12 protein-coding genes are annotated in these 14,643 nt (G+C 38.2%); 6 read left to right on the top strand and 6 right to left on the bottom strand.

Annotation, left to right across the window (positions count from 1 at the left end; all coding sequences use genetic code 11):
• Positions 1–26: 26 nt before the first annotated feature.
• From uspE to purE, 5 genes are all read right to left on the bottom strand, one after another.
• A complete protein-coding gene (uspE, locus tag KP712_RS02515; RefSeq protein ID WP_111407387.1) occupies positions 27–956 on the bottom strand; it encodes a universal stress protein UspE in 930 nt (309 codons plus the stop codon).
• Between the two features lie 134 nt (positions 957–1,090).
• Positions 1,091–1,864, bottom strand: coding sequence for an FNR family transcription factor (locus KP712_RS02520; RefSeq protein WP_048953226.1), 774 nt, complete (start codon positions 1,862–1,864; stop codon positions 1,091–1,093).
• A 257-nt stretch (positions 1,865–2,121) separates the two neighbouring features.
• Complete coding sequence (locus KP712_RS02525) at positions 2,122–3,312, bottom strand: amino acid aminotransferase (protein ID WP_111407388.1); 1,191 nt, start codon at positions 3,310–3,312, stop codon at positions 2,122–2,124.
• A 139-nt stretch (positions 3,313–3,451) separates the two neighbouring features.
• Positions 3,452–4,540, bottom strand: coding sequence for a 5-(carboxyamino)imidazole ribonucleotide synthase (purK, locus tag KP712_RS02530; RefSeq protein WP_111407389.1), 1,089 nt, complete (start codon positions 4,538–4,540; stop codon positions 3,452–3,454).
• Positions 4,541–4,609: 69 nt separating this feature from the next.
• Positions 4,610–5,104, bottom strand: coding sequence for a 5-(carboxyamino)imidazole ribonucleotide mutase (purE, locus tag KP712_RS02535; RefSeq protein ID WP_111407390.1), 495 nt, complete (start codon positions 5,102–5,104; stop codon positions 4,610–4,612).
• Positions 5,105–5,264: 160 nt separating this feature from the next.
• Between purE and pepN the strand changes: the two genes are divergently transcribed.
• From pepN to KP712_RS02555, 4 genes are all read left to right on the top strand, one after another.
• Complete coding sequence (gene pepN, locus KP712_RS02540) at positions 5,265–7,874, top strand: aminopeptidase N (RefSeq protein WP_111407391.1); 2,610 nt, start codon at positions 5,265–5,267, stop codon at positions 7,872–7,874.
• A 198-nt stretch (positions 7,875–8,072) separates the two neighbouring features.
• The gene (gene metE, locus KP712_RS02545; protein ID WP_111407392.1) at positions 8,073–10,343 is read left to right on the top strand and encodes a 5-methyltetrahydropteroyltriglutamate--homocysteine S-methyltransferase; all 2,271 of its coding nucleotides are present in this window, start codon (positions 8,073–8,075) and stop codon (positions 10,341–10,343) included.
• A 165-nt stretch (positions 10,344–10,508) separates the two neighbouring features.
• Positions 10,509–10,574: an ESPR-type extended signal peptide-containing protein gene (locus KP712_RS09220; protein WP_207929715.1), complete on the top strand. Its 66-nt coding sequence runs from the start codon at positions 10,509–10,511 to the stop codon at positions 10,572–10,574.
• Between the two features lie 903 nt (positions 10,575–11,477).
• Positions 11,478–12,182 (top strand): YadA-like family protein, encoded by a 705-nt coding sequence (locus KP712_RS02555; RefSeq protein ID WP_111407393.1) that lies wholly within the window; start codon positions 11,478–11,480, stop codon positions 12,180–12,182.
• Positions 12,183–12,513: 331 nt separating this feature from the next.
• Here the strand turns inward: KP712_RS02555 and metF are convergent, their stop codons facing one another.
• Positions 12,514–13,395 carry a methylenetetrahydrofolate reductase gene (gene metF, locus KP712_RS02560; RefSeq protein WP_111407394.1) on the bottom strand — a complete coding sequence of 294 codons (882 nt, stop codon included), beginning with the start codon at positions 13,393–13,395 and terminating at the stop codon, positions 12,514–12,516.
• Between the two features lie 306 nt (positions 13,396–13,701).
• Between metF and rplM the strand changes: the two genes are divergently transcribed.
• Together rplM and rpsI are read left to right on the top strand one after the other, a co-directional pair.
• Complete coding sequence (gene rplM / locus KP712_RS02565) at positions 13,702–14,130, top strand: 50S ribosomal protein L13 (protein WP_111407395.1); 429 nt, start codon at positions 13,702–13,704, stop codon at positions 14,128–14,130.
• A gap of 16 nt (positions 14,131–14,146) precedes the next feature.
• Positions 14,147–14,539, top strand: coding sequence for a 30S ribosomal protein S9 (gene rpsI / locus KP712_RS02570; RefSeq protein ID WP_005631594.1), 393 nt, complete (start codon positions 14,147–14,149; stop codon positions 14,537–14,539).
• Positions 14,540–14,643: the final 104 nt, after the last annotated feature.

Below are 14,643 nucleotides of genomic sequence, written 5' to 3' on the forward strand. Positions count from 1 at the left end.
TTCCGCACTTTTGTGTGTGAGATGGATTATTCATCCTTTTTAGATGGTTTGATACCTAAGAGATTACAACTTAATTTACTTATAACATGTTCTGCAGTATTACCAAGTAAGGCGGCAGATAGTCCTGTACGACCAACAGTGCCAAGGATAACTAGTTCTGCTTCGATTTCTTTAGCTACAGTAGGGATAACCTCCTCAGGGAAACCTTCACGTACATGAGTATGATCTTCTGCTATACCAAATTGTTGTCGTAAGGCTTTCATATTAATAAGATGTTGGCCTCGAATACCATTTTCATAACCTGATGTGTTAAATTCAGGTAAGTCAATGGCCATGTTGATTGGTGTTGAAGGGTAGGCTGCAACTAAATGCACATTGCCACGATTTAAGTTTTCAGCTAATGACATACCAGTTTCAACAAGTTCTAGATTAAATTCATTTTGGTATTCTTGTTCGCCTGAAACATTTACTGCTACTAAAATACGGCGTTGATGTTTCCAGTCGCCATCGCGTACCATTAATACAGGAATCGGGCATTTACGTAGTAATTGCCAATCAACTGGCGTGAAAATTAGAGAAGTAAAACTTTCTTGATCTTTGGTGTATTTCACTACAAGATCATAATCATTATTTTCAACTTCTTCTTTTATCGCCTCTGCCTCATTACTGTGCCAAACAATGTGAGATTGTAATTCAATTTCTGGATCGGCATATTTATCTAAGTAATATTGTACAGCATGATGATGCTTTTCAATCACCTGACGATGCATTTCAGAACGTTCTTCTGAAGAAAGTAAGGCAGACATTTCATAAGATAAATCATATACAGATAAAAGGGCGGTAATTTTTACTTTTGTTTCATTTTTTTGTTCTTTCGCTAAACGAACAGCACGAGCAAGAGCATATTGTTTTTCGTTTTCAGGATTAAGAACAACTAGGATATTTTTAAATTTCATCATAACCTCCGAAGCTTTTCATAGAATAAAAAAGAATCTTTAGAATGGCAAGGTGTGAGAGATAAAAAGGTGATCTTATTCTAAGATTATTTTTATCTATGTAAAAAAGGCGTGAATTTGCACGCCTTTTTTCATTATTCAACCATTGTAATTTTGGTTTTATTTGTTCCAGTTAACTCAATCAAACCGTCAATATCATTAATAGTAATATATTTTCCTTGTACGGTGAGGATACCCAATTTTTGGAAACGACCTAATAAACGACTAATAGTTTCAACAGTTAAACCGAGATAATTTCCAATATCGCCTCGAGTCATGGTTAAACGGAATTCTTTAGCTGAAAAACCGCGAGCAGAGTATCGTTTAGAAAGATTATGAATAAAAGCAGCCAAACGTTCTTCTGCATTCATTTTAGACAGTAACAAAATCATTTCTTGATCACTTTTAATTTCATTACTCATTAAGCGTAAAATTTGTTGGCGTAATTTTGGCATTTTACCGGCTAAGTCATCCAAAATATCATAAGGAATTTCGCATACCATTGCAGTTTCTAATGCTTGAGCAAAACTAGGATGTTGCATTTGAGTAATTGCATCAAAACCAACTAAATCACCAGGTAAGTGAAAAGAGGTAATTTGTTCTTCACCAGATTCACTAATGGTATAGGTTTTTATGGTGCCAGAACGAATAGCGTAAATAGAATTGAGTGTGTCACCGGCTTTATAAAGTACTTGGGATTTTTGAATGGGTTTTTTTCGTTCGATAATATTATCAAGCTGATCTAATTCGTGTTCGTTCAGCGTAAAAGGGATACAAAGTTGGCTAATACTGCAATCCTGGCAATGAATAGCACAACCTCCCGATTGAATCCGGCGTCCTGCCTTGGTTTCTGCAACGAAATTCTTCATGTAAACCTCAAATATTTCGAGAAATTAGTGTAAAATTGATCTAACGCAAAAAAGTATACCACTAATTAGTCATATAAAGAAGAGTAAATCATCAATGCCTGCTGAGAAATTAACCAAAAAACGTTTGATTCAAATTTTGATTATGTTGTGCATTCTTATAATCGCATTTGTTTGTCGATATTTTTGACATTGAGGGATATTGGTAAAGAATAAGGGCTAAAATTTTTTAAATTTTAGCCCCCTTAAACTCAGGATGATTAAAGCACTTTTACAATGCTTTCACATAAATAACGAATATTGTCTTCCGTAATACCTGCCACATTGATACGACCAGAACGAACAGCATAAATCGCAAATTCTTCTTTTAAGCGATCAACTTGTTCAGGTGATAAGCCGCTGAAAGAGAACATACCGTTTTGTTTCATGATAAAGCTGAAATCTTGTTCTGCACCATATTCTTTTAATAACTGAACGAATAAATGACGCATTTTTTTGATGCGTTCACGCATTTCAGTTAATTCATTTTCCCATTCTTGACGGAGTTGTGGATCGTTTAATACTGTTGCTACGGTCGCTCCACCGTGAGATGCCGGGTTAGAGTAGAGTGTGCGAATAATTGATTTCACCTGTGTTAATGCGGTTGAAGCAATTTCTGCATTTTCAGCCACAAGGGTAAAGGCGCCTACACGCTCATTGTATAAACCAAAGTTTTTCGAGAATGAACTTGCGACTAATAATTCTTTGTGGTTTGCCGCAAAAGCACGCAAGCCATAAGCATCTTCATCTAAGCCATTGGCTAAACCTTGATAAGCAAAGTCAAAGAGTGGTAACCAGCCGTTTTTTGCTGAAAGTGCAGCTAATTCTTGCCATTGTTCAGGAGTTGGATCAATACCAGTTGGATTGTGGCAGCAACCGTGTAAAAGCACCACATCACCTTCACTTGCTTGGCTTAAATCTTCGAGTAAATGTTCCCAATCAAGGGCTTTACGTTCAGCATCATAATAACGATATTCCCGAATCGTCATGCCCACAGCATTGAAGATCGCATTGTGGTTTGGCCATGTTGGCGTACTAATCCAAACATTTTGTGCTTTGGTTTGACGTTTAATAAATTCAGCCGCAATGCGTAATGCACCTGTGCCTCCTAAACTTTGTACCGTTCTCGCACGATTAGATTTAATTATTTCAGAATCTTTACCGAAAAGGAGTTCTTTTGTTCGTTCGTTATAATCAGCAATACCATCGATAGTCAGATAATTCTTTGTTTTTTCCTTATCAAATAAGCGTTTTTCTGCTTCTTTCACTGCACGCATAATCGGTGTTGTACCTTGTGCATCTTTATAAACACCAATACCTAAATTGATTTTATTTTCGCGAGTTTCGGATTTGAATGCTTCGCCTAAGCCTAAGATTGGATCGGCTGGTGCCGCTTTGATATGTTCAAACATAGCTTTTCCTTATGTATGTGTTGTGTGGTGGATAATTTTATACTTCAGCCGTTTTATTTTATCAAGAAAGATTTTTATAAAAATTAACCGCACTTTGATATTTTTAAATATTCATCAAAAAGTGCGGTCATTTTTTACATTATTTTAGTTTTTCAATTGTCCAATTTAATCCCGATTGATAATCTTCCGGTAATTCAGAGCGAAGTTTTTCTAATTGTTGAATAATGACTGCTCTATTTGGATGAGAAAGATTGATATGCCCAACTTTACGCCCAGTTCTGATTTCTTTGCCGTACCAATGAAGTTGTGCAAACGGTGTATTAAGCCATTTTGGATTATGGTTTGTGCCGATTAAATTTACCATCACACTTGGAGCGAAAGTTTGTAATTCAGGTGTCGGCAAATCGAGCAGCGCACGTAAATGTAATTCAAATTGGCTAATCGAGCATCCTAGTTGTGTCCAATGTCCACTGTTATGTACACGAGGCGCAAGTTCGTTAATCAGTAATTTGTCGTCTACAACAAAACATTCCATTGCCATTACACCCACATAGCCTAGTTTATCCATAATTTTGCCGAGCATTGTTTCAGCTTGCTTTTGTTGTGCGGATTGTTGAGGAAACGCAATATCAACCACACTGTAACGCAAAATACCGTTTTGTTGCAGGTTATGCGTAACGGGATAAAAACGTTTTTCACTATTTTTAAATCTTGCGCCTACAATAGACACTTCATAATCGAAAGGAATAAATTTTTCTGCGATCACTTCATCAAATAAGTCATCGGTGATGTCCGCTTTGTTTTCATTGTTGATAATCCATTGACCACGTCCATCATATCCGCCTGTTCTGCGTTTAACGACAACTTTCTCGCCAACAGTTTGGAAAACATCATTCCATTGCGTTTTATCTTTTAATAAACACCAAGGCGAGGTAGAAAGATTGAGTTCATCTAGTAAGGATTTTTGAGTAAAACGATCGGCTAATAATCCAAATACATGTTGATTAACGAAGTTTTTATGATTGCCGAGTAATTCAGTCAAAGGCGTTTTTTCCCAGCGTTCAATTTCCGCCGTGATGATTGCATTTTCAGGTAAGTCAAAAACTGGCGCATTGAAGGCTAAGGGTTCAACATAAATATCTAAAGGTGCGCCCGCGTAACGTAACATTCTGCCTAGTTGCCCGTTGCCAAGTACATAAACGGTTGGATATAAGGTGGAGTTTTGCATAATATTTCTCGTTAAATTTACGAAAAAAACAACCGCACTTTAAAAGTGCGGTCAGATCTAAAGATATTTTTATGTGCGTGGATCGGGATTGTCCAATACTGAATGAGTTTGGCTTTCACGGAAAGATTGCAAGCGTGAAAGCAATTCTGCATCCCAATTCGCTAGAATTTGGGCTGCTAGCAATCCAGCATTTGCCGCGCCTGCAGGGCCAATTGCTAATGTTCCGACAGGGATTCCTTTTGGCATTTGCACAATTGAATAAAGGCTATCTACGCCACTTAACATAGAACTCTTTACTGGCACCCCCAGCACCGGCACAAGTGTTTTCGCTGCAATCATACCAGGTAAATGTGCCGCACCGCCTGCACCAGCAATAATCACTTTGTAGCCATTTTTTTGTGCATTTTCGGCAAATTCAAAAAGTTTATCAGGCGTACGATGGGCAGAGACGACTTCTACATGATAAGGTACTTTTAATTCATCTAAAATCTGAGTTGCCTCTTGCATAGTAGCCCAATCGCTTTTTGAGCCCATTACAACAGCAATTTGTACAGTTTTTGACATGCTATTTTCTCAATTTTTTACTTAAAAACGTGGCGTAGAATATCACATCTTACACATATCAAGCAAACGTTTGCTAAATGGGTTTTATAGGAAAATACCATTGCAACTTTAAGGATAAAATTTTATCCTAAGCACAATTTTTATAAGAATAGGGCAAATTATGTTAGCCAAAGCAAAATATAGAAAAGATTACAAACAACCTGATTTTACGGTCACAGACATTTATTTAGATTTTCAACTTGATCCTAAACATACTGTGGTGACTGCAACCACAAAATTCCAACGCTTAAATGATGAGGCGACTTCTTTACGTTTAGATGGGCATAGCTTCCAGTTTTCTTCTATTAAATTTAATGGTGAGCCATTTTCTGCCTATCAACAAGATGGCGAGAGTTTAACGCTCGATTTAAAAGGCAAAAGTGCGGAAGAATTTGAACTTGAAATTGTGACCTTCCTTGTACCAGCCGAAAACACTTCATTACAAGGGCTATATCAGTCTGGTGAGGGTATTTGTACGCAATGTGAGGCGGAAGGTTTTCGTCAAATCACTTATATGCTTGATCGCCCTGATGTGCTGGCGCGTTACACAACCAAAATTACGGCAGATAAAACCAAATATCCATTCTTACTTTCGAATGGTAACCGCATTGCAAGTGGTGAATTAGAAGATGGTCGCCATTGGGTGGAATGGAACGATCCTTTCCCAAAACCAAGCTATTTATTCGCTTTAGTGGCAGGGGATTTTGATTTATTACAAGATAAATTTATTACTAAAAGTGGTCGTGAGGTAGTCTTAGATCTTTATGTTGATCGTGGCAATCTTGATCGTGCAACTTGGGCAATGGAAAGTTTGAAAAAAGCGATGAAATGGGATGAAGATCGCTTTAATTTAGAATATGACTTAGATATTTACATGATCGTTGCCGTGGACTTCTTCAATATGGGCGCAATGGAAAATAAAGGGTTAAATATCTTTAACTCTAAATTTGTATTAGCCAATCCACAAACGGCAACAGATGAAGATTATCTTGCCATTGAAAGTGTAATTGCTCATGAATATTTCCATAACTGGACAGGTAACCGTGTAACCTGCCGAGATTGGTTCCAATTAAGTTTGAAAGAAGGTTTAACGGTTTTCCGTGATCAAGAATTTTCTTCAGATACAGGTTCGCGTGCGGTGAATCGCATTAATAATGTGAGATTCTTGCGTACGGTACAATTTGCCGAAGATGCAAGCCCAATGTCACACCCAATTCGCCCTGAAAAAGTGATTGAAATGAATAACTTTTATACAGTGACAGTATATGAAAAAGGGGCGGAAGTCATTCGTATGTTGTACACTTTATTAGGTGAACAAGGCTTCCAAAAAGGCATGCAACTTTATATTGCTGAAAATGATGGCAAAGCGGCAACCTGTGAAGATTTTGTTTCTGCCATGGAACGTGCAAATAACCTCGATTTAAACCAATTCCGCCGTTGGTATAGTCAATCGGGAACACCAGAATTATTGATTAGTGATGCTTATGACGAAAAAACACATACTTATCGTTTAACAGTTTCTCAATCCACACCGCCAACCGCCGATCAAATGGAAAAAGTGAATTTACATATTCCATTAAAAGTGGCGCTTTATGATGTGAATGGCACGAAACAAATGCTGCAACATAATGGCGAATTGTTGAGTGACGTATTAAATGTTACTGAAAAAGACCAAGTCTTTGAGTTTCATGGCATTTATGGTCGTCCAATTCCAGCATTATTATGTGATTTTTCTGCGCCAGTAAAACTGGATTATGATTATAAAACCGAGCAGTTATTAGGCTTGCTGAAATTTGCAGATAATCAATTTATCCGTTGGGATGCGGCTCAGATGTTATTTGCGCAAGAATTACGTCGTAATGTTGTGCGTTTCCAACAAGGCGAGGTACTAGAAATTTCGCCTGAAATTTTGACTGCACTTTCTTATGTTCTCAATCATTATGAGAAAGATATTGAACTGGCAACCTTAATTCTCACCCTTCCAAAAGAAATGGAATTTGCAGAAGGTTTCAAAACTATCGATCCTGATGGTATTTCAGCCGCAAGAGCATTTCTGCAAGCGCAAATTGCAGAATCGTTAAAAGATGATTTCTTACGTGTTTATACCCATATTCGCCTTGATGATTATCAAGTTACGCAACAAGACATCGCTTTGCGTGCAATGCGTAATCTTTGCTTAACTTATTTGGCTTACACCAATTTGGGCAACAATCTCGTGCAAAAACACTACAATAATGCGAATAATATGACAGATACATTGGCCGCATTAAGTGTTGCAACTAAAGCGGCATTACCTTGCAGAGATGCGTTGTTAGCTGATTTTGAACAAAAATGGCAACACGATGGATTAGTGATGGATAAATGGTTTGCATTACAAGCTACTCGCCCAGATGAAAATGTATTGGAAATTATTCAGTTATTAATGGATCACCCAAGTTTTAACTTTAATAATCCAAATCGTTTACGTGCATTAGTAGGTAGCTTTGCAAATCACAACTTAAAAGCATTCCATAATGTAAGTGGATCAGGCTATCGTTTCTTAACGGATGTGTTAATCCGTTTAAATGAAAGTAATCCGCAAGTGGCTGCACGCTTAATCGAGCCATTAATTCGTTTTTCTCGCTTTGATGCTCAACGCCAAACGCTCATGAAACGAGCTTTAGAACGTCTAAGCATTGTAGAAAATCTGTCAAAAGATTTATTTGAAAAAATTGAGAAAGCTTTGCAGTAAAAGTGCGGTAAATTTTTCAATAGTGTTGGGGCATTTAGTATGCCCCTTTGTTTTATATGTGGTTTTAATATTAATTTATTTCATACAAATCCTGAAAATAATAAGTTTGCATAATACACTAAGATGACGCATTCTATACCCGTACAGACGTTTAGCCGTCTAAATGATTAAGAAGATTACTTTAAAACGGGAGTTATTATGACAACATCACATATCTTAGGATTTCCTCGTGTAGGGGCAAAACGTGAATTAAAATTTGCACAAGAACGTTATTGGCGTAAAGAATTAGCCGAGCAAGATTTATTAGATTTAGCGAAAGCATTGCGTGAAAAAAACTGGAAACATCAAGCCGCAGCGAATGCGGATTTCGTTGCAGTGGGCGATTTCACGTTCTACGATCATATTTTAGATTTACAAGTGGCAACAGGGGCAATTCCTGCTCGTTTTGGTTTTGATAGCCAAAATTTAACTCTTGATCAATATTTCCAACTTGCACGTGGTAACAAAGATCAATTCGCAATTGAAATGACCAAATGGTTCGATACGAACTATCATTATCTTGTGCCAGAATTTCATAAAAATACACAATTCAAAGCTAATCCAGCACATTATGTAAACCAAATCCGTGAAGCAAAAGCCTTAGGTTTAAACTTCAAACCGGTGATTGTTGGCCCATTAACATTCTTATGGTTAGGTAAAGAAAAAGGCGAAGCGTTTAACCGTTTCGATTTGTTAAATCAATTAGTGCCTGTTTATGTTGAAATCTTAAACGCATTAGTCGCTGAAGGTGCGGAGTGGATTCAAATTGATGAACCTGCATTAGCATTAGATTTACCAGCAGAATGGGTTGAAGCCTATAAATCTGTGTATGCTGAATTAAGCAAAGTGAACGCAAAATTATTATTAGCCACTTATTTTGGTTCCGTTGCAGAACACGCTGAGTTATTAAAAGCTTTACCTGTTGCGGGCTTGCATTTAGATTTAGTGCGTGCACCAGAACAGCTTGCGGCATTTGAAGATTACAGCAAAGTGCTTTCAGCAGGCGTGATTGAAGGTCGTAATATCTGGCGTGCAAACTTAAACAAAGTGTTAGATGTATTAGAGCCATTAAAAGCAAAATTAGGCGAGCGTTTATGGATTGCACCAAGCTGTTCATTATTGCACACCCCATTTGATTTAGAAGTGGAAGTACAATTAAAAGAGAAAAATCCTGCACTTTATAGCTGGTTATCTTTCACGCTACAAAAAGTGGAAGAATTAAACGTATTAAAACAAGCGTTAAATAATGGTAGAGCTTCTGTGCAAGCAGCATTAGATGCAAGCCAAGCGGCAGCAGATGCACGTGCAACGTCAAAAGAAATTCATCGTCCTGAAGTGGCTGAGCGTTTAGCAAACTTACCAAAAGGTGCGGATCAACGTAAATCACCATTTGCAGAACGTATTGTTAAGCAAAATGCGTGGTTAAATTTACCGCTTCTGCCAACCACAAATATCGGTTCATTCCCGCAAACGACTGAAATTCGTCATGCTCGTGCAAGTTTCAAAAAAGGTGAATTATCTCTTGCAGATTACGAAGCAGCAATGAAAAAAGAGATCGAATATGTGGTACGTCGCCAAGAAGAATTGGATTTAGATGTGTTAGTTCACGGTGAAGCAGAACGCAACGATATGGTGGAATACTTTGGGGAATTATTAGACGGTTTTGCGTTCACCAAGTTTGGTTGGGTACAAAGCTACGGTTCACGTTGTGTAAAACCACCAGTAATTTACGGTGATGTCACCCGCCCAGAACCAATGACAGTGCGTTGGTCTCAATATGCACAAAGCCTCACAAACCGTGTAATGAAAGGAATGCTCACAGGCCCTGTGACTATTTTACAATGGTCATTCGTGCGTAACGATATTCCACGTTCAACCGTATGTAAACAAATCGGCGTGGCATTATCTGATGAAGTGTTAGATTTAGAAGCAGCAGGCATTAAAGTTATCCAAATTGATGAGCCCGCTATTCGTGAAGGGCTACCACTTAAACGTGCTGATTGGGACGCATACTTACAATGGGCAGGCGAGGCATTCCGTTTAAGTTCAATGGGCGTGCAAGATGATACGCAAATTCACACTCATATGTGTTACTCTGAATTTAATGACATCTTACCTGCGATTGCGGCATTAGATGCGGACGTGATTACCATCGAAACTTCACGTTCAGATATGGAATTATTAGATGCCTTCGTGAAATTCAACTACCCGAATGACATCGGTCCAGGCGTATATGATATCCACAGCCCTCGTGTACCAACCGCAGGTGAAATTGAACACTTATTACGCAAAGCGTTAAAAGTAATTCCAAAAGAACGCTTATGGGTAAATCCAGACTGCGGTTTAAAAACACGTGGTTGGACAGAAACTATCGATCAATTAAAAGTGATGGTGGATGTAACGAAAAAATTACGTGCGGAATTAGCATAAATTTTAAGTTTATTACTTAACTGTAACTTAAGGACTGAAGTTGTATCTTACAAATTCAGTCCTTTATGTTTATGGTGAAACATAAAATAGATAATTGTTATAATTATGTTATTGTGTATAATCCGTGTACAATTTTTTTAATGTGACTATTTAAAGAGGAAATTTATGAACAAAATTTTTAGAATTGTATGGAACGAAGCAGCTCAAGCCTGGGTCGCCGTTCTGAACTGACTAAAAAACACAAAAAGCGTGCTTCTGCAACCGCCGTTGCAGTTGCTCTTGTTGCAGGTGTGCTTTCTCCCTTCGCGGAGGCGGGTTTTGGTGAGTCGGGTGGTGGTCCAGCACCTCTTACGAATCCTGAACCTAAGGACTTGGGAACAGAACACTATTTTCGTGTTACGACTACTAACACTGGTGATAAGAATGATGGCTATCTTGGATGCCCCGATGGAAATGTTGATGGTGCTTGTCCAGAGACTGAGATGAATATAGGCGTATTACAGCCAGGAGATCTAGCAGAAGATAAGCTAGAAGAAGCGGGCGGAAAGAGCGATAATTCCAGATTGGTTTTAGAAGGGAATAAAGGGATTAGATTTACAAGAAAGAACGATGAACATACGGCTCATAAAATCACCTTTGATGCACCAGTTGAAGCTGCTGAGGGTAGCGGTGCGATATTAATAAAACAACCTGTGGTAGATAGTGCTGATGGTAAAGAGAAAGCAGGTCATACAATCATTAAATCCGTGATTAAATCTGGTAGTACGGATAAAATAAAAGTTGTCTCTGAAAAAGGTGAAACCACAATTAGCTGGATAGGTGGTGATACTGCTGGTGGTGCTGACGGTAAGTCTGCTTACGACCTTTGGAAAGCAAAAGATGGCAATGCTGATAAATCTGAAGCAGACTTCTTAGCTTCACTTAAAGGTGATAAAGGTGATAAAGGTGAGAACGGTACTAATGGTACTGACGGTAAATCAGCTTACGACCTCTGGAAAGCAAAAGATGGCAATGCTGATAAATCTGAAGCAGACTTCTTAGCTTCACTTAAAGGTCAAGATGGTGCGGATGGCCGTCAAGTAATTGAGGGTAAGGGTATTACTGCTACAGTAAATACAGATAATACATTAACGATTGCAGCAAAAAACCAAACCAAACGGTGGTATTAGCGCACAAGGCGAAGGTCTTTCTATCGATACTGATGACACAACAATCACATTGAAGTCAGGTAAAGTTTCAGCGGTAACGGGTACGATTACAGCTGGAGAGACTCCATCTGTTGCTACAGCTGATGCGAATAAACTGGCGAAAGCTGGCGAAGTAGCGGAAGCGATTAAGTCTGCGAAAACTAAAGTAGTTGCTGGAAATGGCATTAAAGTCACGTCTAGTGGCAATGAATATACTGTTTCTGCCGACTTACCGTTTACTAAAAATGCAAAAGATAAGTCAATTAGCTTAAATGAGGAAGGTGTAATCCGTAATGTGGCTAATGGACGTGTTGCTAAAGACAGTAAAGATGCCGTGAATGGTGGTCAGTTACATGCTGTTGAACGCCGTTTGAGTGGCAATATAGATAAGTTAAACCATCGCATCGATAAAGTGGGCAAACGTGCAGATGCGGGTACGGCAAGTGCAATTGCTACGGCAAACTTGCTCCAATCTTATCGCCCTGGTTTGTCAGCTGCTACTGCTGCAGTAGGTGAATATCGTGGCCAATCTGCGGTTGCTGTTGGTTATAGTCGCCTTTCTGATAATGGAAAATATGGGGTTAAATTCTCATTAGGTGCTAATACACAAGGTAATGTTGGTGCCGGTGCTGGTGTAGCATATTTCTGGTAATAACCTGATTTTCCTTTAACTTTCGAATGAAAGGTTGATATTAAAATGTGATGATTGCGTTGTGATCATCACATTTTTTATTATTTGCACATTATTTATGTTCCTCGTAGAATACGAGCAATCTTACCTTTAAAGTGCGGTGAAAATTAGCCGCACTTTTCTTACAGTAAACTATCCTGAGAGATAAACGAGTATGTATCAATTATTCCGTCACGGCATTTTCCAAAGGCTCGGTTTTTTTGATAATCATTTATCTATGATAAAAATTGTAAAGAAAAAAGAACCCACGCTTTGAAAGAGCGTGGGTTTTGAATATTAAATAAGTCGTATATTAGCTAGGTCTTACACCTAACATATGACAAATTGCATAAGTTAATTCACTACGATTTAGCGTATAGAAATGGAAGTCATTCACTCCTTCACGAGATAAAATTTTCACCATATCCATTGCAACACTTGCTGCTACAAGATTACGAGTAGTTTGATCATCGTCTAATCCTTCATAAGCGTTAACAAGCCATGCAGGAATTTTCACATTAGTGAAAGAAGCCATTTTTTGTAATTGCTTAAAGTTAGTTACAGGTAAAATGCCTGGCACGATTTCAGTATCAATACCAATTGATGCACAACGATCACGGAAACGTAGGTAGCTTTCAATATCAAAGAAAAATTGAGTGATAACATGATTTGCACCTGCATCAATTTTTCGTTTTAAATTAATCAAGTCTGCTTGTGCTGATTTTGCTTCTGGATGAACTTCTGGGTAAGCTGCTACCGAAATATCAAAATCAGCGACAGAACGGAGTAATTCCACAAGATCTGACGCATAAAATGGTTTTTTGGCATATCCTTTGGGTTCGTCACCGCGTAACGCAACGATACGACGAATACCACTGTTCCAGTAATCTTTAGCAATTTGTTTTAATTCTTCAGGTGTGGCATCAATACCAGTTAAATGCGGAGCCGCTTCTAATCCAGTTTCTTGTTTGATTGCTTTTACAATGCTATGAGTGCGGTCACGTTCTCCAGAGTTTGCGCCATAAGTAACAGAAACGAATTTCGGTTTTAACACTTTTAAACGATGAATCGAATCCCATAAAAGCGTTTCCATTTTTTCATTTTTGGGTGGGAAAAATTCAAAAGAAACATTAATTTTTTTATTGAAGTCAGCGATGTGCTGATTAAGCGTGTCAATTTCTTTAGCGTAGCTCATAAAAATTCCTATAATATGATGATATTTGAGTTAACAATAAAATAACTTTATGTATGAGTCAATTTTAATAAATTCATTAAAAATATTAATTTAGTTAATGTAAATAGGTTTCAGCAAAAATACTAAAATTTTGCATAAAAAATTAGCATTAATGAAATAAATATGTATAATACACCGACCCTGTAAATGTGCGAATTCCCATCGTACATTATTTTATCGAGATCTCACTCGAAGGGGTGGCGATTAAGATCAATGGTTGTGTTCGTAAGAACACTGGGTATCAAACTAATTTTTGGTAATTAATTAATGAAAACTTTTGTAGCAAAACCAGAAACGGTTAAACGCGACTGGTACGTAGTAGATGCGACAGGTAAAACTTTAGGTCGTTTAGCGACTGAATTAGCACGTCGTCTTCGTGGTAAACACAAGGCTGAGTACACTTCACACGTAGATACAGGTGATTACATCATCGTTATCAATGCAGACAAAGTGGCAGTAACTGGTCGTAAAGAAACAGATAAACTTTACTACTGGCACACTGGCTATGTAGGTGGTATTAAACAAGCGACTTTCAAAGAAATGATCGCTCGCCGTCCTGAAGCAGTGATTGAAATTGCGGTTAAAGGTATGTTGCCAAAAGGTCCATTAGGCCGTGCAATGTTCCGTAAATTGAAAGTGTACGCGGGTGCTGAACACCAACACGCTGCACAACAACCACAAGTATTAGATATTTAATCACGAGGTTTAGAAAATGGCAGAGAATCAAAACTACGGCACAGGTCGCCGCAAAAGCTCTTCAGCTCGTGTATTTATCAAACCGGGCAGTGGTAAAATCACTATCAACCAACGTGAATTAGACGTTTACTTCGGCCGTGAAACTGCGCGCATGGTAGTACGTCAACCATTAGAATTGGTTGAGTTAACTGATAAGTTAGACCTATACATCACTGTTAAAGGTGGTGGTATTTCTGGTCAAGCGGGTGCAATCCGTCACGGTATCACTCGTGCATTGATGGAATACGATGAAACATTACGCCCAGCACTTCGTGCAGCTGGTTTCGTTACTCGTGACGCACGTCGCGTTGAACGTAAAAAAGTGGGTTTACACAAAGCACGTCGTCGTCCACAATACTCAAAACGTTAATTTTTATTTTCGTTTCGAAAAAGAAAAGCAGAGAGAAATCTCTGCTTTTTTGTTATCTAACTTATTGATTATAAAACAATAAAAAAGAATTGTTTGGCAAATGA

It is taken from the genome of Haemophilus sp. SZY H68 (genome assembly GCF_018829685.1).
Lineage (GTDB): Bacteria > Pseudomonadota > Gammaproteobacteria > Enterobacterales > Pasteurellaceae > Haemophilus > Haemophilus haemolyticus_K.

What these genes read in the sequence shown, in the direction of transcription:
- uspE (WP_111407387.1), bottom strand. Translation starts at nt 956, where the DNA reads ATGAAATTTAAAAATATCCTAGTTGTTCTTAATCCTGAAAACGAAAAA.
- KP712_RS02520 (WP_048953226.1), bottom strand. Translation starts at nt 1,864, where the DNA reads ATGAAGAATTTCGTTGCAGAAACCAAGGCAGGACGCCGGATTCAATCG.
- KP712_RS02525 (WP_111407388.1), bottom strand. Translation starts at nt 3,312, where the DNA reads ATGTTTGAACATATCAAAGCGGCACCAGCCGATCCAATCTTAGGCTTA.
- purK (WP_111407389.1), bottom strand. Translation starts at nt 4,540, where the DNA reads ATGCAAAACTCCACCTTATATCCAACCGTTTATGTACTTGGCAACGGG.
- purE (WP_111407390.1), bottom strand. Translation starts at nt 5,104, where the DNA reads ATGTCAAAAACTGTACAAATTGCTGTTGTAATGGGCTCAAAAAGCGAT.
- pepN (WP_111407391.1), top strand. Translation starts at nt 5,265, where the DNA reads ATGTTAGCCAAAGCAAAATATAGAAAAGATTACAAACAACCTGATTTT.
- metE (WP_111407392.1), top strand. Translation starts at nt 8,073, where the DNA reads ATGACAACATCACATATCTTAGGATTTCCTCGTGTAGGGGCAAAACGT.
- metF (WP_111407394.1), bottom strand. Translation starts at nt 13,395, where the DNA reads ATGAGCTACGCTAAAGAAATTGACACGCTTAATCAGCACATCGCTGAC.
- rplM (WP_111407395.1), top strand. Translation starts at nt 13,702, where the DNA reads ATGAAAACTTTTGTAGCAAAACCAGAAACGGTTAAACGCGACTGGTAC.
- rpsI (WP_005631594.1), top strand. Translation starts at nt 14,147, where the DNA reads ATGGCAGAGAATCAAAACTACGGCACAGGTCGCCGCAAAAGCTCTTCA.